This window comes from Phyllobacterium pellucidum, from assembly GCF_013327855.1.
GTDB classification, from domain to species: Bacteria; Pseudomonadota; Alphaproteobacteria; order Rhizobiales; family Rhizobiaceae; genus Phyllobacterium; species Phyllobacterium pellucidum.
Map to the genome: position 1 here is coordinate 131,401 of NZ_JABUMX010000006.1, position 23,974 is coordinate 155,374.

At 59.2% G+C, this 23,974-nt stretch carries 29 protein-coding genes; 15 read left to right on the top strand and 14 right to left on the bottom strand.

All coding sequences use genetic code 11. The features are described from left to right. The first annotated feature begins 49 nt into the window (after positions 1-49). The 8 genes from HQ945_RS20040 to pqqE all read left to right on the top strand — a co-directional run bounded on the left by HQ945_RS20040 (position 50) and on the right by pqqE (position 5,403). Positions 50-574, top strand: coding sequence for a c-type cytochrome, methanol metabolism-related (locus HQ945_RS20040; protein WP_051615263.1), 525 nt, complete (start codon positions 50-52; stop codon positions 572-574). A 1-nt stretch (position 575) separates the two neighbouring features. Continuing rightward, on the top strand, positions 576-1,439 hold the full coding sequence (locus HQ945_RS20045) for a substrate-binding domain-containing protein (protein WP_113280420.1): 864 nt from the start codon (positions 576-578) through the stop codon (positions 1,437-1,439). A 15-nt stretch (positions 1,440-1,454) separates the two neighbouring features. Further along, complete coding sequence (locus tag HQ945_RS20050) at positions 1,455-2,006, top strand: PQQ-dependent catabolism-associated CXXCW motif protein (RefSeq protein WP_162737159.1); 552 nt, start codon at positions 1,455-1,457, stop codon at positions 2,004-2,006. Positions 2,007-2,083: 77 nt separating this feature from the next. Continuing rightward, the gene (locus HQ945_RS20055; protein ID WP_113280421.1) at positions 2,084-2,179 is read left to right on the top strand and encodes a pyrroloquinoline quinone precursor peptide PqqA; all 96 of its coding nucleotides are present in this window, start codon (positions 2,084-2,086) and stop codon (positions 2,177-2,179) included. A 116-nt stretch (positions 2,180-2,295) separates the two neighbouring features. Then, on the top strand, positions 2,296-3,234 hold the full coding sequence (pqqB, locus tag HQ945_RS20060) for a pyrroloquinoline quinone biosynthesis protein PqqB (protein ID WP_113280422.1): 939 nt from the start codon (positions 2,296-2,298) through the stop codon (positions 3,232-3,234). Next, positions 3,231-3,986 carry a pyrroloquinoline-quinone synthase PqqC gene (gene pqqC / locus HQ945_RS20065; RefSeq protein WP_113280423.1) on the top strand — a complete coding sequence of 252 codons (756 nt, stop codon included), beginning with the start codon at positions 3,231-3,233 and terminating at the stop codon, positions 3,984-3,986. The genes pqqB and pqqC overlap by 4 nt, the downstream gene beginning before the upstream one ends. After that, complete coding sequence (gene pqqD, locus HQ945_RS20070) at positions 3,983-4,282, top strand: pyrroloquinoline quinone biosynthesis peptide chaperone PqqD (RefSeq protein WP_027232890.1); 300 nt, start codon at positions 3,983-3,985, stop codon at positions 4,280-4,282. The genes pqqC and pqqD overlap by 4 nt, the downstream gene beginning before the upstream one ends. Continuing rightward, positions 4,279-5,403, top strand: a complete 1,125-nt coding sequence (gene pqqE / locus HQ945_RS20075; RefSeq protein WP_113280424.1) for a pyrroloquinoline quinone biosynthesis protein PqqE — start codon at positions 4,279-4,281, stop codon at positions 5,401-5,403. Before pqqD ends, pqqE begins: the two co-directional genes overlap by 4 nt. Here the strand turns inward: pqqE and HQ945_RS20080 are convergent. Genes HQ945_RS20080 through HQ945_RS20105 form a run of 6 tightly spaced genes read right to left on the bottom strand, consistent with a single transcriptional unit; the run spans position 5,393 to position 10,478 of the window. After that, complete coding sequence (locus tag HQ945_RS20080; RefSeq protein ID WP_051615261.1) at positions 5,393-6,025, bottom strand: hypothetical protein; 633 nt, start codon at positions 6,023-6,025, stop codon at positions 5,393-5,395. The genes pqqE and HQ945_RS20080 overlap by 11 nt on opposite strands. Next, positions 6,022-6,825, bottom strand: a complete 804-nt coding sequence (locus HQ945_RS20085) for an ABC transporter permease (RefSeq protein WP_051615293.1) — start codon at positions 6,823-6,825, stop codon at positions 6,022-6,024. The genes HQ945_RS20080 and HQ945_RS20085 overlap by 4 nt, the downstream gene beginning before the upstream one ends. 59 nt (positions 6,826-6,884) lie before the next feature. Next, on the bottom strand, positions 6,885-7,691 hold the full coding sequence (locus tag HQ945_RS20090) for an ABC transporter ATP-binding protein (RefSeq protein WP_174208439.1): 807 nt from the start codon (positions 7,689-7,691) through the stop codon (positions 6,885-6,887). Positions 7,692-7,724: 33 nt separating this feature from the next. Then, entirely contained in the window at positions 7,725-8,219 is a 495-nt protein-coding gene (locus tag HQ945_RS20095) for a cupredoxin domain-containing protein (RefSeq protein WP_113280426.1), read from the bottom strand. Positions 8,220-8,252: 33 nt separating this feature from the next. Further along, positions 8,253-9,227, bottom strand: coding sequence for a YVTN family beta-propeller repeat protein (locus HQ945_RS20100; protein WP_091924740.1), 975 nt, complete (start codon positions 9,225-9,227; stop codon positions 8,253-8,255). Between the two features lie 18 nt (positions 9,228-9,245). After that, on the bottom strand, positions 9,246-10,478 hold the full coding sequence (locus HQ945_RS20105) for an ABC transporter substrate-binding protein (protein WP_113280477.1): 1,233 nt from the start codon (positions 10,476-10,478) through the stop codon (positions 9,246-9,248). A 161-nt stretch (positions 10,479-10,639) separates the two neighbouring features. On the opposite strand from HQ945_RS20105, the gene HQ945_RS20110 reads away from it, so the two are divergent. The 5 genes from HQ945_RS20110 to HQ945_RS20130 are packed head-to-tail and all read left to right on the top strand — an operon-like array spanning position 10,640 to position 15,011. Next, on the top strand, positions 10,640-11,833 hold the full coding sequence (locus HQ945_RS20110; protein ID WP_113280427.1) for a (5-formylfuran-3-yl)methyl phosphate synthase: 1,194 nt from the start codon (positions 10,640-10,642) through the stop codon (positions 11,831-11,833). Further along, positions 11,830-12,465: an amino acid kinase family protein gene (locus tag HQ945_RS20115; RefSeq protein ID WP_113280428.1), complete on the top strand. Its 636-nt coding sequence runs from the start codon at positions 11,830-11,832 to the stop codon at positions 12,463-12,465. Before HQ945_RS20110 ends, HQ945_RS20115 begins: the two co-directional genes overlap by 4 nt. Continuing rightward, positions 12,462-13,013 carry a flavoprotein gene (locus HQ945_RS20120; protein ID WP_113280429.1) on the top strand — a complete coding sequence of 184 codons (552 nt, stop codon included), beginning with the start codon at positions 12,462-12,464 and terminating at the stop codon, positions 13,011-13,013. The genes HQ945_RS20115 and HQ945_RS20120 overlap by 4 nt, the downstream gene beginning before the upstream one ends. Beyond that, complete coding sequence (locus tag HQ945_RS20125; protein ID WP_113280430.1) at positions 13,006-14,406, top strand: DUF6513 domain-containing protein; 1,401 nt, start codon at positions 13,006-13,008, stop codon at positions 14,404-14,406. Before HQ945_RS20120 ends, HQ945_RS20125 begins: the two co-directional genes overlap by 8 nt. After that, positions 14,403-15,011: a DUF447 domain-containing protein gene (locus tag HQ945_RS20130; protein WP_091924753.1), complete on the top strand. Its 609-nt coding sequence runs from the start codon at positions 14,403-14,405 to the stop codon at positions 15,009-15,011. Before HQ945_RS20125 ends, HQ945_RS20130 begins: the two co-directional genes overlap by 4 nt. Here HQ945_RS20130 and HQ945_RS20135 read toward each other — a convergent pair. After that, positions 15,002-16,087 carry a hydantoinase/oxoprolinase family protein gene (locus HQ945_RS20135; protein ID WP_113280431.1) on the bottom strand — a complete coding sequence of 362 codons (1,086 nt, stop codon included), beginning with the start codon at positions 16,085-16,087 and terminating at the stop codon, positions 15,002-15,004. The genes HQ945_RS20130 and HQ945_RS20135 overlap by 10 nt on opposite strands. Between HQ945_RS20135 and HQ945_RS20140 the strand changes: the two genes are divergently transcribed. Further along, positions 16,086-16,808 carry a HisA/HisF-related TIM barrel protein gene (locus tag HQ945_RS20140; protein WP_175585071.1) on the top strand — a complete coding sequence of 241 codons (723 nt, stop codon included), beginning with the start codon at positions 16,086-16,088 and terminating at the stop codon, positions 16,806-16,808. The two genes, HQ945_RS20135 and HQ945_RS20140, sit on opposite strands and share 2 nt — an antisense overlap. 130 nt (positions 16,809-16,938) lie before the next feature. Here HQ945_RS20140 and fae read toward each other — a convergent pair whose 3' ends face one another. From fae to HQ945_RS20175, 7 genes are all read right to left on the bottom strand, one after another. Beyond that, positions 16,939-17,445: a formaldehyde-activating enzyme gene (fae, locus tag HQ945_RS20145; protein ID WP_027232877.1), complete on the bottom strand. Its 507-nt coding sequence runs from the start codon at positions 17,443-17,445 to the stop codon at positions 16,939-16,941. A gap of 166 nt (positions 17,446-17,611) precedes the next feature. After that, positions 17,612-18,463 (bottom strand): triphosphoribosyl-dephospho-CoA synthase, encoded by an 852-nt coding sequence (locus HQ945_RS20150; RefSeq protein WP_113280432.1) that lies wholly within the window; start codon positions 18,461-18,463, stop codon positions 17,612-17,614. Then, on the bottom strand, positions 18,460-19,374 hold the full coding sequence (locus HQ945_RS20155; protein ID WP_113280433.1) for an ATP-grasp domain-containing protein: 915 nt from the start codon (positions 19,372-19,374) through the stop codon (positions 18,460-18,462). The genes HQ945_RS20150 and HQ945_RS20155 overlap by 4 nt, the downstream gene beginning before the upstream one ends. Before the next feature lie 11 nt (positions 19,375-19,385). Then, entirely contained in the window at positions 19,386-20,345 is a 960-nt protein-coding gene (gene mch / locus HQ945_RS20160) for a methenyltetrahydromethanopterin cyclohydrolase (protein ID WP_113280434.1), read from the bottom strand. Then, positions 20,342-21,523 carry an ATP-grasp domain-containing protein gene (locus HQ945_RS20165; RefSeq protein ID WP_246272740.1) on the bottom strand — a complete coding sequence of 394 codons (1,182 nt, stop codon included), beginning with the start codon at positions 21,521-21,523 and terminating at the stop codon, positions 20,342-20,344. The genes mch and HQ945_RS20165 overlap by 4 nt, the downstream gene beginning before the upstream one ends. Continuing rightward, positions 21,501-22,397, bottom strand: coding sequence for an NAD(P)-dependent methylenetetrahydromethanopterin dehydrogenase (locus HQ945_RS20170; RefSeq protein ID WP_113280435.1), 897 nt, complete (start codon positions 22,395-22,397; stop codon positions 21,501-21,503). Before HQ945_RS20170 ends, HQ945_RS20165 begins: the two co-directional genes overlap by 23 nt. 36 nt (positions 22,398-22,433) lie before the next feature. After that, entirely contained in the window at positions 22,434-23,399 is a 966-nt protein-coding gene (locus tag HQ945_RS20175; protein ID WP_174208440.1) for a beta-ribofuranosylaminobenzene 5'-phosphate synthase family protein, read from the bottom strand. Between the two features lie 103 nt (positions 23,400-23,502). On the opposite strand from HQ945_RS20175, the gene HQ945_RS20180 reads away from it, so the two are divergent. Next, complete coding sequence (locus tag HQ945_RS20180) at positions 23,503-23,892, top strand: 4a-hydroxytetrahydrobiopterin dehydratase (RefSeq protein ID WP_113280437.1); 390 nt, start codon at positions 23,503-23,505, stop codon at positions 23,890-23,892. Positions 23,893-23,974: the final 82 nt, after the last annotated feature.

Here is a 23,974-nt window from a genome sequence, read left to right on the forward strand (position 1 = left end):
TGGGCCTGTATCGTGAGATGCTGACCGCGGATTGGAAAGAGGACTCCGGATGCCCATTCGAAAGACATTGCTTGCCGTCGCTGCCGGACTCGCCCTTCTGGCGAGCCAGGGCAGCACTTACGCCGACGACGCAGCAACCGCTGCAGTCGCATCCGACGCCAACGGCAAATATGCCGACAAAGAGGGAAATCCCACATACAAGATACAGGAAGATGGCACAGTCGATTGGTACACCTATAGCGGCTACCGGCGGTTCAACTCCGAATGCCACGTCTGCCATGGCGCTGATGGCGCTGGTTCGTCCTTTGCCCCGGCCCTCGCCACTTCGCTGAAGTCCATCAACTACGCAGATTTCATGGCGATCGTTGCCGGCGGGCGCAAAAATCTCAGTGGTGGCAATGAGAAGGTCATGCCTGCCTTCGGCGATAACAAGAACGTCTACTGCTACATGGACGATCTTTATGTCTATCTGCGTGCGCGCGCTGTCGGCGACTTGCCGCGCGGCCGCCCGGCGAAGCACGAAAACAAACCCGACGCGGCCAAGGAGCAGGAAACATCCTGCATGGGTGGTTGATATGAAACTGCGCCTCCGCTCTCTTCCGCAATGGATTGCCGCATTATCATTGGCGGCATTCCTGGCGTCGCCCTCTACGGCGTTGGCGCAGGGGGCGGGGCTCGGTGCGGCCGGTGAACTTGTCGATCCAGACGTTTTGCGGGTTTGCGCCGATCCCTCCGACATGCCGTTTTCCGACGAGAGCGGCAAAGGTTTTGAGAACAAGCTCGCGGAGCTCGTTGCGGCAAAGACCGGCCGCAAGTCGGTTGCCTATACCTGGTATCCGATGGCAACAGGTTTCGTTCGCAATACGTTGCGTGCGCATCGCTGCGATATCATCATGGGTTACGCCCAGGGCGATGAACTCGTCCAGAACACCAACGCCTATTATCGATCGACCTACGTTCTGATCTATAAGAAGGGCGCCGGGCTTGATGGCGTGGACAGCATCGAGGATCCGAAGCTTGCCAACAAGAAGATCGGGGTGGTTGCCGGTACGCCGCCATCGGTAAATCTCGCCAAGGCAGGCTATATGCGCAACGTTCATCCGTATCCGCTGATGGTCGATACGCGCCTCGCTCCGTCCATGGCCGAAGTCATGATCAAGGAACTGAAGAGCGGTGTCATCGATGTCGCCATTCTGTGGGGGCCAATGGCAGGCTACTATGCCAAGCAGATCGATCCCGATCTCGCCTTCGTGCCGCTCCTGAATGAGAAGTCGGGGCACATGGCATTCCGCATCACCATGGGCGTGCGCCCGTCCGACCAGGAGTGGAAACGGACCCTGAATAAGGTGATCAGGGAAAACCAGGCGGAGATCAACAAAATCCTGCTCGATTACCAGGTTCCGTTGATCGATGAGAACAATAAGCCGGTGACGCAATAGGATGACGGAGGACGCTTGAAATTGCAGTGGAACCGGCTTGTGGCGGCAGCCGTTCTGATAGTGGCAGGGACAGGCTTTGCACTTGCCGCAGGAACGGTTCCCGAGCCCGACGGTTACAGGACTGAAGCCTACAGGGCGCCGACGCCGGCGACGCTGAAGGGCGCAAAGGTGATCACGACCGACGAGGCGGTCGAACTATGGAAGAGCAAGGACGCTGTTTTCGTCGATGTTCTTCCCCATGATCCGAAGCCAGCAGAATTGCCGGCTGGCACGATCTGGAAGGAAAAGATTCGAGAGGACATTCCAGGAAGCATCTGGCTTCCCAATGTCGGATATGGGGTCATTAACAAGGAGACAGAGGCCTATTTTCGCAAGGGGCTCAAATCTCGTCTGGGTGATGACGTGAACAAGAAGGTGATTTTCTACTGTATGGAGAACTGCTGGATGTCGTGGAATGCAGCCAAAAGGGCTGTCGAATGGGGATACACTTCGGTGATCTGGTTTCCCCTCGGCACCGACGGCTGGACCGCTGCCAAGCAGGCCACACAAAGAAATGAACCCTACTGATTTCAATCCTGCGCCATTGTGGCGTATGATGCTGGAGAAAGATCGGGAATGATCTTTGATTTGAGAAGGAGGAAAGCATGAAGAAAACCTGGACAAAGCCAGTCATGTGCCAAGTTGCTGCCGGCATGGAACTTTCGCGTTACCTGCCAGCGGAACTGAAGGCCAAGAAATAAGCCACATACCTCTCGCCCCACGCACATATCGAGCGTGGGGCGGCCTTCTGGTTCAATCGTAAGCTGAAAGCACGTGCTAATGCCTTGCTGTTCGGCTGTGAGGATGCGTGCCTGCAATGCGTTTGAAGATAATTGGTTCAGCGGCAGGTGGCGGGTTTCCGCAATGGAATTGCAACTATCGATTGAGCCGGGGTGCCCGGAGCGGCGATATCAATTTTCGCGCCCGAACCCAGTCCAGCCTCATTGCCAGTGCAAACGGCACGGATTGGGTGGTATTTAATGCGTCTCCGGATATCCGTGAGCAGATTGCCGCGACACCCGAGCTCCAGCCTGCTTCTGCAGGCCCATTGCGGTCTACACCAATCCGCGCGGTCGTTCTGACCAACGCCGACGTCGACCATATTGCCGGGCTTCTCAGCCTGCGCGAACGCGAGCCATTTGCGATCTACGCCTCCCAGCGAATCCTGGAAGTTCTCGCAAGCAATTCCATTTTCAACGTGCTCGATCCAGCGATCGTCAAGCGGCGCGAGCTTCTGCTCGATGAGCCTACGAAAATCGCTGACGCCAGCGGCAAGCCCACCGGTCTCGTTGTCGAGGCATTTGCCGTTCCAGGCAAAGTGGCGCTATTTCTCGAAGATCCAAGTTTGGCCGCGCAGGGTTTCGGCACCGAGACGGGCGACACGATCGGCCTTCGTATCTCGTCGTCGCAGACGCCACATGCAGCATTTTACGTTCCGGGCTGTGCAGCCGTGGACGCCAATCTGAAGCGCCGCCTGTCGAATGCCGATTGCCTGCTCTTTGACGGAACGCTTTTCACTGATGACGAGATGATCACTGCAGGCGTCGGCTCCAAGACCGGCGCGCGGATGGGCCATGTGCACATTTCAGGGCCCTCCGGTTCGATCGATGCACTGAGCAATCTCGGGGTCAAGCGGCGGATCTATGTCCACATCAACAATACCAACCCGATCCTGGATGAAGCATCGGCGGAGCGCGCCGCGGTCGGGGAGGCGGGATGGGAAGTCGCCCATGACGGCATGGAGGTAAGGCTTTGAGCGATTTCAGCAATGCGGCGGGAAGCGGCCTTTCGCCGGCGGAACTTGAGAACGTTCTGCGCGAAGTGGGGGCGGTCCGCTATCACAATCGCCATCCCTATCATCACCAGATGACCAGCGGAGCGCTGACCAAGGCGCAGATGCAGGCCTGGGCGCTCAATCGCTATTGTTATCAGTCGGTGATTCCGCGCAAGGATGCCATGATCATCGCACGCGCCGAGGACCCGGAATTCCGCGCCGAGTGGCGCAAGCGGATCGAAGACCATGACGGAAGTGATGGCTGGAACGGCGGAATTGCCCGGTGGCTGAAACTCGCAACGGGGCTAGGCCTCGATGCTGACGCCGTCAAAAGCGAGAAGCTGGCGCTGCCTGCGACGCGCTTTGCAGTCGGCGCCTATCTCTCGTTCTGCACCAACCGCACGCTGCTCGAGGCGGTGGCATCGTCGCTCACCGAACTCTTCTCGCCGGTCATAATCGGCGAGCGCGTTCCGGCGATGCTGGCGAAATACGATTATGTTACGCCGGAGATTCTGGCCTATTTCGACAAACGTCCGACCCAGGCATCGCGCGATTCCGACTTTGCCCTTGCCTATGTCATGAAACATGCAGACACGGCCGAGAAGCAGCAGGCGGTTATCGATGCGCTGGTTTTCAAGTGCGACGTCCTTTGGGCGATGCTCGATGCGCTGGCGCATGCCTATGGCGAAGCGGGCCACGTTCCGCCAGGCGCCTTCGATCCGGAGTTAACATGATCGAAACCGCCCGTGCCCGTTCGCTCGTGTCGATGCAATCGAAACCGATCCTGAAGCGGCATGTCCGTCTGCAATATGATAGAGTGCGTGAAGCATGGGCCCTCCTGTCGCCAGAGCGCGTGTTCTGGCCCAATGAGGTCAGTCTTGATATCTTGCGTCTATGCGATGGGCGGCAGACCGTGGCTGAAATGATTGCCTCGCTCGGCGACCAATATGGAGCGGACGAAGCGGAAATTGCGCCGGATGTGACCGGCTTTCTGCAGGAATGGTCCGACAAATTTCTGGTGACGTTATGACGGAACCTGTCTTACCCCCGATCGGCATGCTGGCGGAATTGACGCATCGCTGCCCGCTGCAATGCGCCTATTGTTCCAACCCCGCTGAATTGCTCAAGGCCAATCGCGAGATGGACACGCAGGGCTGGGTCTCGCTCTTTGAACAGGCGGCCGATCTCGGTGTGCTGCAGGTGCATCTTTCGGGCGGCGAGCCGACCCTGCGCGCTGACCTCGTTGACCTCATCGCGTGCCTTGCGCGGCGCGGCGTCTATACGAACCTTATCACAGCGGGTGTCGGCATTGCTGAGGGCCGCATCGAGTCCTTTGCTGAAGCGGGACTTGATCATGTCCAGCTGAGTTTCCAGGGAGCGTTTGCAGCGACGACCGAAAAGATCGGCAATGCGCGCGGCGCACACGAAAAGAAACTGGAGACGGCGCGACGCATTCGCGCCGCCGGCCTGCCGCTGACCATCAATGCGCCGATCCATCGGCACAATATGGAAGAGGTGCCCGACTTCATCGATCTCGCACTCTCACTTGGTGCCGAGCGGCTCGAAATCGCCAATGTGCAATATGCGGGCTGGGCGTTGCTCAACCGCAATGCCCTGATGCCGCAGCGGGAAGCCGTCGAACGCCAGGTCGAAGTGGTCGAGGCAGCGCAGGAGCGGTTACGGGGCATCATGACCATCGATTTTGTCACACCCGATTACTTTGCCATCTATCCAAAGCCCTGCATGGGCGGGTGGGCCCGCGACGCCTTCATGGTAGCGCCTGACGGCACTGTGCTTCCCTGCCACGCCGCCGCTACCATCAAAACCCTGCATTTCGAACGTTTCGGCGATTGGACTCTAAGCCGCATCTGGCATGAGTCCTCAGCTTTCAATGCTTTCCGTGGTACCGATTGGATGCAGGAGCCGTGCCGGAGCTGCGAGCGGCGCGAGATCGATTGGGGCGGCTGCCGCTGCCAGGCGCTGGCCATTGCCGGCGATGCCGCCGCCACCGATCCAGCCTGCATCAAATCCCCGCTGCACGCGCGCATGGGCGCGCTCATCAACGAAGCGGCCGGAGCCAGCACTTCGGCGAATGGCGCCGAAACATTCACCTATCGGCGGATCGGGCGGGTCACGGAGCCTACGGCTTGACCAGCGACTGGCTGATCGTCTTCGCCAAACCGTAAAGGCGCTGCTCGATGATCGTCGGAACCTCACAGACATAGGTCAGGGATTGGACGCGCTCGTCGAAAATGCGCGTCTCCCATTTCAGACGCTCGTCCTGCCGGTCCAGTTCTTCCGGATCCGCATCGGGCTTGGCGCGCATGGCATCGACAAGGGCGGCTTCCTTACGCAGGTCCTCCGCCATGTCGCGCTGGCGCATGGCGTAGCGTGAAATACCGGTCATCACCTGTTGGCGCTCGCGGCTGAGCGTGTCGAAGACCCCCTGAAAAACCTGAAAGAGCTTGTCGTTGGCCTGGTCTTTGGGAAGTCCGGCGGCAAATTCCGTTATCTGTTTCTGTGCCGCGTCGAGCGGGTTGCGGCGGGCAGCAATCTCGCTGACCAGATCATCGATCTTGGGATCGTTGCCCCAGTCGCTGGCTGTTTCGGGAATTTGCGGTCCGTTCCAGACCTGCCCGACCGAAATTTCCGGCACTTTGCGCTGGATGCAGGGCCAGTCCGGATCGTTGCTCGCCGCCGCATAAGCGGGAAGCGTAGCAAAAAAGGGAAGAAGCGTTGCCGAAATCAGGGCAATATTGCGCGCTTGTCTCACGTATTTCCTCCCTCCTGCTTGCGAATGGTGAGACCCCTCGAAGGGTCGTAGGCAATGATGGCGCCGGTCATGAAGGCAAGCGTAAAGCCGCATACGACGGCAAGCGAAGTCCATTCGACCTGACCATAGAAGGCAAACCGGATCAATTCCACGGCATAGGTAAACGGATTGAGCTGGCAGATTTTGTAAAGCAGCGGGCTTGCCTCCTGCACGCGCCACAGCGGATAGAGCGCCGACGAGGCGAAATACATCGGGAAGATCACGAAGTTCATGATCCCGGCGAAGTTTTCGAGCTGCTTCACCACCGAAGAGAGCAGCATGCCAAGCGCGCCGAGCATCATGCCGGCAAGGAAGAGGGCGGGGAGGGTCAGGAGATAGCCAATGGGCGGCGCTTTGACACCCCAGAACCATGCAATGAACAGGAAGGCATAGACCTGGGTGATCGAAACGGCGACACCGGCCAGGAGCTTCGCTACCAGCAGGAACCAGCGCGGAAACGGGCTGACGAGGAGCGTGCGCATGTTTCCCATCTCGCGGTCATAGACCATGGACAAGGATGATTGCATGCCACTGAACAAAAGGATCATGCCGCACAGGCCGGGGGTGATATAGACCTCATAGAGCACATAGGTCTGATAGGGCGGGATGATCGAGACACCGAGGACCTGGCGAAAGCCAGCCGCGAAGATGAAGAGCCAAAGCAGGGGCCTAACCAGCGAGGAAATGAACCGCTCGCGCTGGTTGAGATAGCGGAGGCCCTCACGGATAAGAATGCCCTTGAGGCAGACAAGATATTGCATCAGGCCGAAGCGTTTGCGCGCCGAGGACCGGGGAAGTGGTACGTTTCCGGCAATGTCCGTCATGGTTTCTGCCCTGGGGTTAACGCCACGATGCCCGTAAGCCGCGAAAATGCTTCGTTGATCGTCTCGGCGCCCGCGCGTTTGATGACGTCGTGCACGGGGCCATTGGCGATGAGCTTGCCCCGATCGAGCACGATCACTTGGTCGGCATGGCTAACCTCGTCGATGAGATGGGTCGCCCAGAGTACGCTGATGCCCTCGTTCTGGACGAGCTTGCGGATGTCGGAGAGGATCGTTGCGCGTGACTTGATGTCGAGCCCGACCGTCGCTTCGTCGAGCAGCAGCAGCGACGGCTGGTGCAAAAGCGCGCGTATGATTTCGACGCGGCGAATCTGGCCGCCGGAAAGGCTGCGCGCCTTCTCGTGCAGGCGGTCGCTCATGTCTATCGACATCAGGAGTTCATTGATGCGCTGGTTTGCCTGCCGCGAGCCAATGCCGTGGAGCGAGGCGTGGTAGGCGAGGTTCTGGTGTACGGAAAGGTCGAGATCGAGCGTTCGCGCCTGGAAAACAATTCCCAGGCGCCGAAGCGCGTCGCCGGACTTGCGGTTTATATCGTGCCCGAAGACATGAATATTCCCTTGCCGCGTGGCAAAGAGGTGGCTGATCAATGAGAACAGCGTCGTCTTGCCCGCTCCATTCAAACCCAAAAGAACGGCAAAACGTCCGGGCGCAATCGAGAATGATATGTCATCCAGCGCTTGTCGTTTGCCATAGGCGTAACTCACCGAAGTCAATTGCAATGCGGGAACGTCTGCTTCCGGCAAAGTCCTGCCTTCGATATTTCTCAGTCCGGCATTTGTACCCATTGAGCTCCACCCTGGTACCGTATGCGGTATCACTTATTTGACGGTAATCTTACCCTTCATTCCCTTGTCGGCAAGGTCGGGAACCGACCATGTGTATTCGCCCGGGCGAACCGCGGTGAATTGAACATTGATCGTGCCGGGTGAATCGAATTCGAGCCAGGCGGGCGCCCCGTTCATGTGCACCTCGAGCTCGTTGATGACGATCTGGTTCATCCAGACGTTGCGGAAAAGGTCGGTAAAGAACTTGTATTCGAAACCGGCGGCCGAGGTGATCTTCCAGCGGTAGCCTTGTCCGGCGACAAGCTCGAAATCCTTCTGATTGACGGCGAAGTCGTCGGTCTTGGAGCCAAGAATGAGTTCCGGGAGGTTCTTGCTCGCACGCGTGACCGCCGGTGCCTTGGTTTGTGCTTCGGCCTTCGGCTTCGGTGCCGCCTGATCGTCGTCGTCATCATCGGCCTGGGCAAATGCCGTTTGGGCGGCCATAATGCTCAGGAATGTCGCGAGGGCGACCGTCTTGAAATTTCTCATGCTTTTCCTCCCTTGATATGCGTCATTCATTGGTCAGTTCGGCGCCACCACGACACCCCAGGGCAGTTGCCCGACGGTAACGGACTTTATCGGCTCGTCCGTGGCCGTATCGATGAAGGTGATGTCATTCGAAAGCCCGTTGGTGCTGATGATGTTCTTGCCATCCGGTGTGAAGGCGAGCTGCCATACGCGTTGCCCGACGAGGATGTATTTCTCCACCTCGTAGGTCTCGGCATTGACGACCGCGACGCGGTTGGCCGGTCCGAGAGCGACATAGGCCTTCTTGCCGTCGGCGGTGATGCGAATGCCGACGGGCTGGATCTGTTCCGACCGCAGCCCCTGGATCTCGAACGTGATCTTGTGGGTCACTTCGCGCTTGGCGTTGTCGATAACCGACACGGTGCCGCCGACTTCGGCTGACACCCAGACCTCGGAACCGTCAGGTTTGAACTGGGCAAAGCGCGGGCGGGAGTCGACAAGGACATTGTCGGTGATTTCGTGGGTGTCGGTATTGATGAAATGCGCCATGTTGGTCGTTTCCGACGTGTTGACGATGGTCTTGCCGTCAGGGCTGACACCCATGCCTTCCGGCTCAACCCCGACCGGTATCTCGGCGATGACATTCTTGCTCTCGATATCGATAACGGTGACGAGATTGTCGTCTTCATTGGCAATGTAGAGCTTCTTGCCGTCAGGCGAGAGCACGAAAAGTTCGGGATCAGGGCCGGAGGGAAGCGATCCTACGATCTCGCCGGAGGCGGTATCGATGATCTCCACCGTATCGTCGTCGCTGGCGCAGACGTAGACGAATTTACCGTCCTGCGAGATGGTAATTCCCCGCGGCCTCTGTCCGACTTCGAGCGTCTTGACGACTTCCATTGATTTCGAATCGACGACGGTGACCGTGTTGTCTTTCTCGTTCGACACGTACACCATATTCGCAAGGCTTGGGCCCGCAAGAAATGGCAGAGCCGCAGTCGCGGCGAGCAGGCGTAAGGTCCGTCGCATTCAGTCCTCCCAGTATTTCTAGTTCAGTTTACACTTGGTCTCCGGCCTGTCGACGCCGAGCGTATCCAGCTCGGAGAATTGATGCAGGAAGCCCTCCTGCGGCGAAGTCGACACCACCCCGTGGCCATCGCCGATCAGAACAGGTTGGCGCAACTGCCAATTCCAATTGCGGAAGGTCAGCTTCTGGCCCTTGAACGCGGCAATCGAGAAACCGTCCGACTTGATGTAGTCCTCGACCTGCTTCGGATCATTGCCTTTCGTCCGTGTGACCGCCTCGCCGACAATGCGGACCGCAGTCCATGCCTGCATGTCCTTTGAAAGCATCCGGCGACCAGTCGCCTTGGCGAAACGGTTCTGGATTTGCGATCCGCCCCATTGTTCGCTGGCGGGATGCCAGCTCGAAGCCACAAGCCCCGCCGTGCCTGCAACTGGACGCGGCGTCCAGGTCCGATAGGGCACATAGCTGCCGAAGACCTCGCTTTCGTCGGCGACGATCACGACGTCATGTTCGGGCAGGTTCTGGGTGAATACCGGCATCTGCTTTTGTACCTGGATGACGCCTGTGTCAGTGCGGCGTGCGGTGCCCTTGTCCTCGTAAAGCCGCTCTTCGACGATGGTCGCGCCGAAACGCGTGGCGGCGCGCCTCATCGCATCGGCGTAAAGCTTGTCGCCGTCGTGGGAGCCATAAAGCAGCACCCATTTGCGCCATTGTTTCCAGACAAGATATTGCGCGAGGCCGTCAGCCAGCATCGAGCGGGTGGGCGCCGTATGGAAGACATTCGAACGGCATTCCTCTTCCCGAAGCGAATCGTCGGTGGCCCCGACATTGAAGAGGATCGCGCCATTTTCCTTGGCAAGATCGGCGATCGAAAGCAGTTGCTTGGCTGAAATGTCGGCGAGGATAAAGCGATCGCCCCGCGCCAGCATTTCCTTGAAAACGGGCACGATGTCGGCCTGCGGCTTGGCTTCCGTTACATCGAGAATAAAGGATTGGCCGAGAAATTTGCCGGTCGTATTGTTGTCGTTAATGGCAACGTTTGCGCCGGCCACGCCCTCGTCGCGCGGCGGAATATCAAGTACGGAGAGCGCAAGTTGCGGCTCATAGGCGCGCAGATAACCGATGCGTACATCAAGCGCAGGTTTTGCAGATTTGTCGGGTTGTGTAGCTTGTGCGTTTAGGGAAGGGACGTTGACGAAGAGCAAAAAAAAGCCGAATAAAAAAACGAGAGTGTTTGGCACCGTACTCTTCATAATCATACCATTCCGTTTTGCCGCCATTCGCGTCATGGCGGTCGCTTAAGAACAGAGGTGCCCAGAGTGTTTTTAAACAAGCCCGCCGAAATCTCAACCCACCGTGTCAGCTTTTCTCACGCGTTGGTTGATGTGATGTTCATTCTGTCGGGAGCGCGCCAATGACGCAGATGCTGGCCAGCGTAAGGGATCGCCAGGAAGCGGAAATCGTCTTTCTGAACGGCGCCGATATCATCGATCTGAAGGATCCGGCAAATGGTGCCCTGGGCGCGGTGGAACTATCCAAGCTATTGGAAGTAAAGGATTATATTGCCGGACGCCGACCGCTCAGCGCTGCCTGTGGCGATCTGCCGATGCACCCTGACACAATCCGCAGCAAGGTCGAGGAAATTGCGGCGGCCGGGATCGATTATCTCAAGGTTGGGTTCTTCCCGAACGCGCAGCTCGATGCCTGCATCGAGGTACTGAAGCCGCTCGCAACGCACGGAAAATTGATTGCCGTTCTCTTCGCGGATCATGTGGCGGAATATGATGAAAACCTTGTCGAGAAGCTGGCCGCTGCAGGGTTTCATGGCGTTATGATCGATACCGCGGACAAGGCTTCGGGCCGGCTGCTCGACCACATGACGCCCGACCAGATCGGCCATTTCATCAAGGAGTGCCATTCGCACGAATTGATGTGCGGCGTAGCGGGATCGCTCGAGGCGCCGGACGTTCCACGGCTCCTTGCCTTCAAGCCGGATTTTCTCGGATTTCGCGGGGCGCTGTGCGCGGGGCTCAGCCGTAATTCGCCTGTTGACGCGCAGGCGACAGCGAAGATACGTGGCCTTATTCCGGAAACGGAGGGGCTGCGTGCGCCTCCGGGTGTCGACTACAAGCTGCTCGCCGCCCGCGCCTATTTTCCCGATCCCGCAGAAGCCGGCCTCGGAACCGACAAGATCTTCGTCAGGGATTTCGTCGTTCCCGTGCAGATCGGCGCCTATAGTTTCGAACACGGCAAGAGCCAGAAGGTTCGCTTCGATGTTACTGCGGATGTGCTCCGCGTGACGCGCAATCCCGAGGACATGCGCCATGTCGTTTCCTACGACCTCATAATGGACGGCATCCGGGCGATCGTTGCGCAGGGCCATGTCGAGCTCGCCGAGACATTGGCGGAACAGGTGGCGGCGCTGGTTCTGGAAAATCCACGCGTGACCCGTGTTGTCGTCCGGGCGGAGAAACTGGAACTCGGGCCAGGCGGCGTCGGCGTCGAGATCGAGCGCAAGAACGACATGCGAAACTCGGCCAAGTCGAGACAGGGCAAGGCCGAGCAGGTGCATGTGCATGGAGGCAGGAAGGGCGGCGCCTCCTCATGAAACCGCTTGTCGTGAAGCTCGGCGGGAGCACGGCGGGAAAGGCGGAAATGCAGCACTGGATCGACGCTCTGGCGAGCTCGACCTTTCCGCTCGTAATCGTCCCCGGCGGTGGCCCCTTTGCGGACCAGGTGCGGCTTGCGCAAAAGCGGTTCGGCATTTCGGATGACGCTGCTCACGCCATGGCGATCCTCTCCATGGATCAGTTCGGCATGATGCTTGCCGAGCGCCATGACAGGCTTCGCCTTGCCCGAACTGTCGGCGAGATAGGTGACGTGCTGGTGGCGGAACGTATTCCTGTCTGGCTGCCTTCGACCATGACGATCGACGCCGCCGATGTCGAGCGCTCTTGGAATGTGACGTCCGATTCGCTGAGCGCTTGGCTCGCAGAAAAACTCGGGGCCAAAGCGCTGCTTCTCATCAAACAGACGGACGAATACCTGCATTGCGCATCGCTTTCCGCCCTTGCTGACGCCGCTATTGTCGATCCGCTGCTGGACAAGATGCTTGCCCCCGACATTGATCTTTATATTGCCGGTCCGCAGACACTCGACGCGTTGAAATTACCCTTGGCAACGATCCCCGGACACCCGATCATGCGTTGCAGTATTGTTGAAGACATGGGTGCTCAATGACACAACTTCATAGGCCGCGCTGGGCCTGGGCCCTTACCGGCTCGGGCCATTTCTTCATCGAAAGCTTCGAGTTGATCCGCACGCTCGAACACTGCGATATATTCGTATCCAAAGCGGCGAATGAGGTCCTGCGCATGTATGGCCTGAAGCTCGATTTCCCCGATACGATGCGCGTTCTCCACGACAAGACGGCCAGTTCAATCCCGATCGGAGGGTTTTACCACGGCGTTTATCATACGGCAGTGATTGCACCGGCTACCTCGAATACGGTGGCGAAATGCGTGGCTGGCATATCGGACTCCTTGCCCACCAATGTTTACGCGCAGGCCGGCAAGTGCCGCGTGCCGTCGATCGTCTTTGCCTGCGACACCGCGCCGGAACTAGAAACCATGGCGCCGGGCGGCATGGTCAAGGTCTATCCACGGCCCATCGACCTGGAAAACACCGAGCGCCTGAAGGCCTATCCCCGTACCAAGGTTGTGGAATCACTTTCCGAACTGCAGGGGCTCATCGCACAGCGGCAAAATGAGATTGCCAGCGATGGCTGAGCGCCTGCTGTTCCTGACCGGGCACTTGGCGCGCTCGCGGCTGGAGCGGGTTCTCGCGGACCTCGGGGAAACGACTTTTTCCTATGAGATCGTCGATATCGGCGTGAAGGTCGCGGCCTTGATGACCGAGGAAATCATTTCGCGCCGTTTGAAGCCGCCGTTCACTGCGGACCGCGTGATCCTGCCTGGGCGCTACCGGGGTGATCTTGCGCGGCTGAGCGACAGGTTCGGTGTGGCTTTTGTGCGCGGTCCGGATGAGGTGGCCGATCTTCCCGCCTTCCTTGGGAGGTCCGGTAGGCCGGTCGACCTTTCGCGCCACGACATGAGGATTTTTGCCGAAATTGTCGACGCATCGGCATTGGGCATCGAGGCGCTGGTGCGGCGTGCAATGACGCTCAGCGCCGCTGGCGCCGATGTAATCGATCTTGGTTGCCTGCCGGAAACGCCGTTTCCGCATCTCGCCGAGGCCGTTCGCAGCCTGAAGGCATTGGGCCTCAAGGTCAGCGTTGATTCCGCCAATATCAAGGAGCTGGAGGTGGGGGCCGCAGCTGGCGCCGACTATCTCCTCAGCCTGACCGAGGAGACCGTTTGGCTTGCCGAAAAATATCGTGCGACCCCCATCCTCATCCCCGCGGCTGCCGGCGATCTCGATTCACTCGGCCGTGCGATTTCAGCGGCGCAGACGGCCGGTGTCTCCTTCATAGCCGATCCGGTTCTCGATCCCATTCATTTCGGCTTTGCGGCCTCGATTGGCCGTTTCATCGAAGCGCGGAAACGCTGGCCGGACATTGCCATGATGATGGGCACAGGCAATCTCACCGAACTTACCGACGCCGACTCTTCAGGGGTTACGGCGGTCCTCGCCGGACTTTGTTCCGAACTCTCGATCCAAAATGTGCTCGTCGTCAACGTCAGTCCGCACACGGTGCGCACCGTTGAAGAGCATGACCGCGCCCGCCGCATGATGTTCGCTGCGAAGGAGGATCACGCCTTGCCGCGTGGTTACGATGCCGGATTGTTGCAGGTGCATGATCGCAAACCCTATCCGCACAGCATTCAGGATATCGATACGCTCGCCGCTGACGTTCGCGATGCGAATTTCCGCATCATGACCGCGCCTGACGGTGTCCATGTTTTCAACGGCAAGGGCCACCGGACGGCACAGGACGTATTCGAACTTTTCCCTGGTCTCGGCGTTGAGGCTGATGGCGCGCACGCCTTCTATCTCGGTGCGGAACTGACGAAAGCGGAAATCGCCTGGAAGCTCGGCAAGCGTTATGCGCAGGACGAGCCGCTCGCATGGGGCGCTGCTGCGCCTGAGAAACAAGAGGACCGCACGAGGCTGGCCGAGGCCGGACATACGTTGCGGACAAAAAAGGATGTGGCGCCATGACCTACATCAGGGAAACGATCGTAACGACTGTGGACAATCAAGGCGCGGTGCATATCGCTCCGCTCGGCATTATCCAGCAGGACGACAAATGGATCATTGCGCCGTTCCGGCCGTCAAAGACGCTGGAAAACCTCGCTGCAGTGCCCTATGCAATCGCCAACTACACGGACGATATGCTGGTTTTTGCCGGATGCCTGACCGGGCGCAAAGACTGGCCCACTGTCGCCGTCAAGGGTTGCAAAGTTCCCCGTCTCCAATCGGCGCTCAGCCACTCGGTTCTGAAGGTTGTTTCGGTCAATGATGACGGCCTTCGACCCCAGCATCTTTGCGAGATCGTGTCGGAAGAGACGCACGCTCCGTTTACCGGGCTCAACCGCGCCAAGGCAGCCATCCTCGAACTCGCGATTCTCGTCAGCCGATTACACATGCTGCCACCTGAAAAGATCGAGGCCGAGATAAAATATCTATCGATAGCCATGGAGAAAACGGCCGGCCCTGACGAGCAACAGGCCTGGTCATGGCTGATGCAAAGAGTGAAGGACCATCGCGATGCCCGCGATGCGAAAGGCAAGGATGCCATCCATCATGAGCATCATCACGGCTGATAGGGAGCTTCAGTTCCTTTAAGATGCATTGAGCCCAAAAGTGCGACCGCAGCAGCCGGCGCCGCCTTGCTCGCATCATCGCGCGCAGCATCGGTTGCCGGGATAAGCGATCCGAAATCGAGAAAGGGGCGTTCAAGTCGCGCTGCAAGACGCTTGATCTGCGGCCGGCCAATGCCCGCACCGACGATAGGTGCCGCATAATTCGACCCTATGCGCCGCGCAACGCGGAAGGCGCCGTCATGGATCATGCGCAGCTGATGCTCGCTGAACCACCGCGCGATATCCACCCACTCGTCGTATTCCAGATCGGCACTGTCGCGCCCGACCATGCGTGCGAGACGCGCCATAGAGCCGGCGACAGACTTTGCCTGGCGATCGGCCGATGGATATTTGTCGTCGGCTTCATCCAGCGTGCCGAGAATGCGGCCGAGATCGGCGGTGTTGGCGAAGTATTCGTTCATCAGGGGTGTCATGCGGCCTTGCACCGGTACCAGCGCCGCGATGCCGATAAGCGCCGAACGGGCAAATCCCGTGTAGACCAGTTCTCCCGTCAAAAGCCGCTCAGCATCGGTATAGCCGTCGATCGCGATCTCGCCGGCCTTGAAGGCAAGGATGTCGGTGGTGGTCGAACCCATATCGACGAAAAGCCCGCTGTCCAGGAGCTTGGCGCTTAAACTTGCCGTCGCGTGCCAATTTGCAGACGCAATGTCGCTTCCAAGCCCGCGCGCCGTCGTGACATCGCAAAATCCCGCCCGTCCCGCATAGATCAGCGTGTCATCGCTACCGAATTCGGCCTCAATAAGATCGAGCAGGCCGGCGATCCCTGAGTCGCGCGACGCAAAGGTGTCGGAAAGTTCGCCGGTCATGGTGAAGACATTGAGGTTGCCCGCTTTGCGCAAAGGCCCCATTTCACGCAGCGCTGCGCGCAATTGGTCGATGCCGAGCCATAGGGGGGTCTTTACAATCTGCGCGGAGACGATCTCACCGCCCAGGCATTTCGCCTGTTTCAGGTGTGCACCGCCAAGATCCCAACCGGTTACGAGGGGCTTTCTTTCATTGGCAAATCGCGGTTTCATGGCACTCTCATCACTTGGATTCGATCCTGTGCATATCATTCCGGTAATCGACATAAAAGACGGCCGCGTGGTGCGGGCGCATCTCGGCGATCGTGCCAATTATCGCCCCATCGAGACCCCGCTGAGCCCGACGGCCGAGATAGGCGATGTCGCACGGGGCCTTAACTCGCTCTATCCGTTTCCACTTGTCTACGTCGCCGATCTCGACGCAATCGAAGGCCGCCATCCGCCACTTCACCTCGTGTCGCAACTGCAGGACGCGCTCGCGCCCTCGGCCATCTGGCTAGATGCCGGATTCTCTGCTCAAGAAGAGGTTGAACAAGCACTGTCGCTCAAGGGAATTGTTCCGGTCATTGGCTCCGAGTCCCAGCGCGATTTGGCGCTTCTCAAGATGCCCGGCATCATTCTATCCCTAGATTTTCGCGGCAACGCATTTCTTGGACCAGAGGGGATCCTCGCGGATGCCCAAACCTGGCCGTCGAATATCATCGTGATGACCCTTGGCAGTATTGGCGCGAACGCGGGTCCGAACTTCAGTTGGCTAGCTGACATAAAGCGGCGTGCCGGCAATCGATCGGTCATCGCCGCCGGCGGTATCCGCGATGCCAACGACCTTCACCAGCTCGCCGCCATGGGCATCGAGGGCGCACTTGTAGCGACGTCGCTTCACAATGGTGCTCTCGCCTCAGAGGCGATCGCATCTTTCATGCACAAGGTGTGAAAAGGCGCAGAGCCTTCGAGGAAGAGGGTGTCCCCTTCCTCGAAACCTAGAATCCCAAGAGTTTTGCCAACCGGCGCAGCAGGCCATCCGGTTCAACAGAGGGCGCGCTCTGTGCGGGGTTGTCTCTTGTCTATGCGCTGAAGGGGTGCTTCACGGAATCGCGCTGGGCGGTTGCTTCCGCGGCCGTCGGCTTGCCCGTTACTGCGCGTTGGATTGCTTCCTTCGTGGCGCGATAGTTGTAGTCCTGGATCTTCGCGTCGCTCTCTGCTTCCCAATGGATGAAAACGCCAACGCAGATGAAGATATCGTCGGCTTCGTCCGCAGGAATCGTTCCGTCGGCAACACTGTCCTGAACCGCCTTGGCAACAGCATGCTGTGCCGGTCCGAACATCTGGACGGCCTGCTTGGCGCCCTTGATAGTAACCTTGTTGAACAGGATCGTATTGGGTTTGCATGCGAGGTTCGGAGCAATGACGGCAAGCAGGGAGGTGAACCCATCCTTGTTGTTCGTCAACGCATTGCAGAATGCCGTCTCAACGGCACTGCCACGCGGCCCGATCAGAAGATCGATATGCGCAACTTCATTTCCGTCGCCAACCAGCGACTCGCCAACCATAACTTTATTGATTTTCGCCACAGCCTATTTCCTCCCTATAGCGGTCCCAAATGGTTCGTCCAAAGATGCCGCACCTCGAGACACGACGCTCGATGGACAGCTATCCTTGTTCGCAGCACCCTTGAGTTGGGGGTCGGTTGGCCAGATAGCAGCGGATGAAATCCACTAACGAAATTCAACCATTTACCTAGGGAATATGCAAGACCAAGTTGAGTTGTAGCGCAAAAAGGGTTGCAACGGTGAGGTCGGCGGACGTGCCGGGGTTGATGCCATCATGCTTGAGCTCGGCATCGAAGGCGAGGAGCAGCTTTTCCCGTTCAGTGCCGTCCTTAAGAGCGTGTACACGCTCCTGTATATGTGCCGCCTTCTTGCGTGTTGCTTCAGCGCGCGCCGCACCGAACTTGCGAGCGATGTGACTGTCGGCAAAGGCCGACAAGTAATGGAGATAGACGAATACGATGGGCCACATCTGCTCCTCGCCCGCTTGGACAGCGGCAGCGTACGCGGCAAATCCGCCGCTGAAGATATCAGCAAAGCCGGTGGCATATTGGCGGCCAATCATGTCACGGTCGGCGGCTTCGCGCATCGCTTCGAGCAGCGTGACTGCGGGTTCTTCTGCCACGTCATGCCTAGGGGCGGAGCCGAGACCGCCGGGCTGCGCAAGGACAATCGCGGCGAACGCATTGCGCGCGTCATCGATGTCGAGCGCCGCAAGCACGGCATCAAGGTTAACGCGCAGGTCGGCGCCGCCGCGCTCCGCAGCCTGTGCCAGCGGCGCACAAAGGAGAACGATGCCGAGATTGGTGTTGGTTTCAACCTTCTGCCGCGTCGCCCTGATCGCGGCAAGGATGCGCGCACCAATGGCAAGTTCAGGGTCCGCAATCGGCGCAGCCGAAGCCTGCGCGCTGTCGAAGAACTGTGCGGCGCTCATCTTGTGGCCGTCAGCAAATCGATGCACGTTTCCCGGTTTGAGCGCGTCGATCTCGTGATAACAGGCATCGATATAGGCACGCCTTATCTGCTCCCGTGTCGGTTTCATGCTGCAGGCCTTTCATCGAGTGCAGGAGCGATGCGGGCGGCGAGGGCACTGGCGATACGATCGGCAATGCGCACCGGCACGACCGATTGCAAGCCGGTCCAGGCCGGCATGCTGTTGACCTCAAGGACTAGAAGGCGGCCATCGGCGGCGGGCACGATATCGATGCCGGCAAAGTCCGTGCCGATGGCTGCAGACGCGGCGAGCGCCAGACCTTCGAGCAGCGGGCGCACGGTACCGATGACGGGTTCGGCCTTGGCGCCCTTGGCCATGTTGGTGATCCAGCCGTCGGCGCGGCGCGCCATCATGCCCAGCACCTCACCCGCGCACGTAAAAACCCGGTAGTCGCAGAAGGGCGGTCCCGAATGCGCAACGTAACGCTGCAGGTAATAGATGTCGTCGACTTCCTCGGGCTGGGGGAGGTCATCGACGCTCCTGATCAGGCGAAGGCCCTTGCCTTGCGATCCAAATAGCGGTTTCAGCACCAGGGGGCCGTGCCCAAGCTCGCGCTCGGCAACGTCGCGCGCGTTGGCGAGGTTCTCGACGGCAAAAGTCTGCGGCGTCGGCAGACCGGCATGCGCCAACAGAAAGGTGGTCGTCGATTTGTCGACGCAGCGCTCGATGGCCTTGGCCGAGTTCCACACCGGAACGTCCATTTGCGCGAAGGCATGCAAAATGCCGAGCCTTCGGGTAATCGCCTCGAACGATCCTGATGATATCGAACGCACGATGACACCCGCTGGCAAAGCGCCGTTCAATCCCGGGATCGCAAGTCCCGATGAGAAACGGGTATCGAAAGCGATATCGGCAAGGTGCAAGGTGAGGATATTGAAGCCGAGACGCTCAAGCGAAGCCTGTAATTGTCTGACCTGCCGATCGGCCCGGTCGGATAGGATCAGTATCGTATCTGGCATTTACGGTCGTCTCATCCCAGGGATTGCTCGAGCATTTCATCATCGCGGCTGCCGCTGCGAAACGTATCGCCGGTTTCGATTGCGGTTACAATCACCTCGGCAGGGCTGAAGAGATGCGGATCGATTGCGTAGAAGTCGCCTTTGAACGCCTTGAATATGTCGGCGAACGGCCGTCCATGGTCGCGTGACCGGTGGCTCGGCAGCTGCTCGGCAAGGTCGCGGGCCGCTTGCGAACTGCCACGCACATAAAGCTGGACGATGCCGCCGTAGATAATGGCGTCGTTGGTTCGGCCCATGGCTTTCAGGAAGTCCGGATGCGGGGCGGGTATTGGAGCCCGTCCCGCGCCGTCGACAATGGCATCGAGCGGAAAGTTGAGATCGTGCGCCTTGTGGAGCGCGACTTCGAGGACCCGTCCCACGATCTGCATCGACCCCGTGAGGCTCTGCGTCGGCGCATAGATGAAGGTCAATTGCGGTGGATCGAGCTTCGTCGCCTTCGCTACTTTTTCGACGATTTCCGCCGGGGGTGGCGTCGCTGCTTCAAGCATCACGACGGAAGACTGCGCCTCGGGCTCGCGATAGGGGATATCCTTGAATAACGGCTCCACTCGAGCGAGAGCCCGCACCGGTCCGGACCCCATGGCGAAGTATTTTTCGTGCGAGAGATTCCAACCGGCGTACTGACTGGCAAGGCAGGCAAGGACCGGCTGCGACGAACGCACGTCCACTGTGTATGGCCATTTACCAAAACTGCGATCGAGGCTGGCCGAGACGGTGGCAAGCCCGCCCATGCAGATTTCGACAATGCGCAGGCCGGCTTCTATTCCCCCGCGAGCCTTGGCCCCGGCGTCGATCAAGTGTTCGCCGAGGCTGCCGCGACTATGGCTTATCCCGAGCCGATCGGCGTCCTCGATCATCGCGTCAGCGAGGCGCTGCGCATTCCTGTTCAGATAGGCATGACCGTCCCTCATGCGAAATCCTCCTCCCAATTGATCGCCAACGTCCTGACGCGGTGCCTTACTGCGCGCTCGGCTGCTGCTGCTGAGGACGCCGAGGCAAACACGGTGCAGACCGGATCCCCCGCACCGAGTGCAGTTCCGGATGTCTGGTGATCGGCTGTCATCGCCGGCCAGTCGACCGGCGGAAAGGCCCTGATTGGCCTATTGGTGTAAGCGATGGCCGATGCGGCCGAGCCGCGATAGGCAGGAACCGTAATGGAAGCGCCCGCTACTGCACGCAAATGTTCACGCAGCAGCGGCGTTGCGTCGCTGTCGAAAATATCGAGCGTTGCCCCCGGGCGGGGATTGATTTCGATAAGACTGAGACCGTTTTCAGCCTCGATGAAATCGGCGCTGCACAGACCGACAAGGCCGGCGCGCTGTGTCAGGGTGGAGAGCCAAGCCTCAATTTGTAAAGCCTTGCCACGGTCGTAGCGGCGCAGCCGCACCGCGCCGCCGTAGCGAAACGGCGCACCGGGATGCGGCGATGGCCACTGCCGACTGAAGCCGACAATATGCGCCGTCGTTGCATCTGCGAGGAACAGCGCTGAAAGGTTTTTGCCTTCGACGAAGCGCTGGAAATAGTGTCCCATTTGCGGGCTATTATGTTCGAAACGGCTCCCCTCCGTCACCGGTAGGGGGGGCTGGATGACATTATGCCCATTCAAGCGCTTGACATGTGAGCCGCCGGCTCCCCCGCCTAGTTTTGTCAGCCAGCCCGTTGCTTCCAAGGGATTGTCGAAGCGGATCTCCGGATGTGGGATGGAAAACTCGTGGCAGAGGCTGGCGAGGCTGGCGGGTTCTTTCACCAGCCGGACGGAGTCGGCCGTATTGCCGCCAAGCGAAAACCTCTTGGAGATTGCTTCCAGCATTTCGGGTCGGCGCTCGAACCCCGATCCGTACACCAACGCGACTGGTTGGGCTTCACCGGCAAGGCCAGCAAGCGTCTCGACAATTGCGTGCGGATCGATCCCGGCCTCAAGGCTGCCGCGAAGCTTGACAGCCCGTTCAGCGAGCTTGAGCGTATCGGCATCGTTGAAAAGATCGGCAACCAGTGGCCGCAGACCGGCGCGCCGAGCGGCGGCCGCCAGCGAGCGCCCGGATATCGCGGCGATCAGGATCGCGGCATTATTTGGCAAGTTCGCGAGCAAGTGTGAAAGCGTCCCGGAAATCATAGACGACCGGCTTCTTTGCCTTGATCATCTGTTCGAACAAACCAGCCTGCGTCTTGTATTTGACGTTGCCGATGGAGAGTGGACCAATGCCGACAGCCTGTGTCGCATCGAGCGGTTCGCCATTGGCATTGACCTTGAGCCCTTCAATGCCGGCCGGAGGTACCGCGTTGACGTCGGCGGCGACGAGCAGCCCGCCTGCCGATCCAAGCTGCGCCTTTGACAGGACCTGCACGCCGGCCTTGGCGGCGGCGAGCACCACCTCTGTCGCGCGCACGATGGCGGTTTTGTACGCATCGGTCGAGCCGTCGGCAGGCTCGACCACGACGCCGAAACGCTCCTTGATCGAGGCTGCGATATCCGCCACGCGATCAATACCGTCATGGCCAACAATGGTAACGTTGGCGCCTTCGCTGGCAGCGATGACCGCCGTGCAATAGCCGACGACCCCGGTTGCGCCAAACACGGCGACAGCCGTTCCGGCGAGGCCGCGATCATGGTGTTTGATAAGGGCCTTTTCCACCTTGGCGACCATGGCAGCGGCAGTGGTGAACGATCCTGCCGGATCGGCAAAAACCGAGACCTCGAACGGCGGAACCATGGCTTTTTTTGCTGCACCCAGCATGTCAAGCGCGAGCGGCGCATCCTTGCCGGCGATGAAGATGCCGGTTGCGACGCCGGCATCGGGCGGACGGGAAAAAATCGCATCCTGGACAAGGTTGCCGATATCGGCAAGGCCGACTTCCGTATAGGGAATTGCCGCATCGAAACCGGCATCGAGCGCCATGTTCACATCGAACGGGCTCATGTGCCGGAGTGGCGTCAACATGTGAAGGATCGTCTTGCGGCTCATCGTGCCCGCTCCTTTCTGGCTGTGGCGCCCATGATTTCAAGCTCTGGCGAGATTGAGGGCGCTGTGCGTGATCTCCGCGCCTGCGTTCCGGCCCGCAACGATCTGGATCGTCGTGCCGGGAGCGCGTCCGCCAATGGCGCTGACGATACGTTCCGCCTCGGCTTGCGTCTGTGTAAACGCAAATCCGGTCGGACCCCAGGAACTTTGCCCGATGCCAAGGGCGCCCGCGTCGGCGAGCCGGTGCAATGTCGCCTCGACCTTGCGACTCGTGAAAACGCCCCCTTGGGCCGGCGCGAAATAGCTGCCGATTTCGGTCTGGATGGATGCAATCCCGCGCGCGAAGTCAGCAAGGTCGCGCTCGACCAGTGACGGCATGATCCCGAGGAGTACGGTGCGTGCGATCGAAGCGGATGTCGTGACAGGAAACAGAGGAAGCGCGCGGAAAGCAGCGATCTCGGCGTCGCCGTGGATGCCATGTGCAGCATTGTCAAAGACGAGAATGATGCGCCAGGCGTCCGGAAATGCGAAACGGGCAACAACTGTCGGTGCCCGGTTGGTATCGCCTTTCCCAGCGTCGATGATGACGCCGCCTTCATCGAACGCCGCAATCCCGATGCCGGAACGCGATCCGCGCTTCAAGAGCACGGCATCGTTGGCTGGCTCAAGCGGCAGTCCGTGGAGAGTGCGCAATGCGGCTGAAACGGCGAGGGCAATCTGTGTACCGGAGCCAAGACCGATGTGGCGGGGAATTGCATGTTGGATGCTGATCCTGTGGTGCGCCTTGATGCCGAGATGTGTGCAGAGCGTTTCGAGGTGCTGGGTGATACGCGCCTCTTCGTCGCCAACCACATGCGTCTCGGCGCTACGTGCAATCGTCAATGTTGTCGCAATGTCTTCGACGGGCAGGCCAATGCTGCCAAAACGATCATCCGGCGAGCGGGGAATGTCGAGAAAGCCAAGATGCAGGCGGGCCGGGACTTTGATAGTGACGGAATCCGACATTTGCTTATTCTTTACATAATCTCAAAAATCGGGCCCACCGCTATGATATCGTCTTTCGAACTCGGCGCAAGCGCGATGCGTGACGAAATAGGGAGGAATGCCAATGACCGATGAACCGAAGATCAAGAAACGCGTCTATTCCGAAAGCGAAATCGTCGCAAAGCTCAAGGAAGAACTGCCTCACTGGCGCTATGAGAACGGTTGGATTCGCCGCAAATACAAAACGCATAGCTGGAAGTCGACATTGATGGTCATCAACACGATCGGTCATCTCGCGGAGGCCGCATGGCATCATCCGGATCTTAAGGCGTCCTATGCCTGGGTCGAGGTCCTGCTCCAGAATCACGCGGCCAAAGGCATTACCGACAAGGACTTCGAACTCGCAAAGAAGATCGAAAGTGTGGTCCAGTGGCAACCCGGCAAGGAGACGGGATCGCTGGAAGGAACGCCGCAAACAGACCAGCGCTTTGCCTATATAAAATACGACGATTGACCGCGTGATTTTTGCCTGGCGTCAGGGTTCACAATCGAAAAAGAAGTAGCTAAGTTAATCTTGGCACCAGAAAGATGCGGAA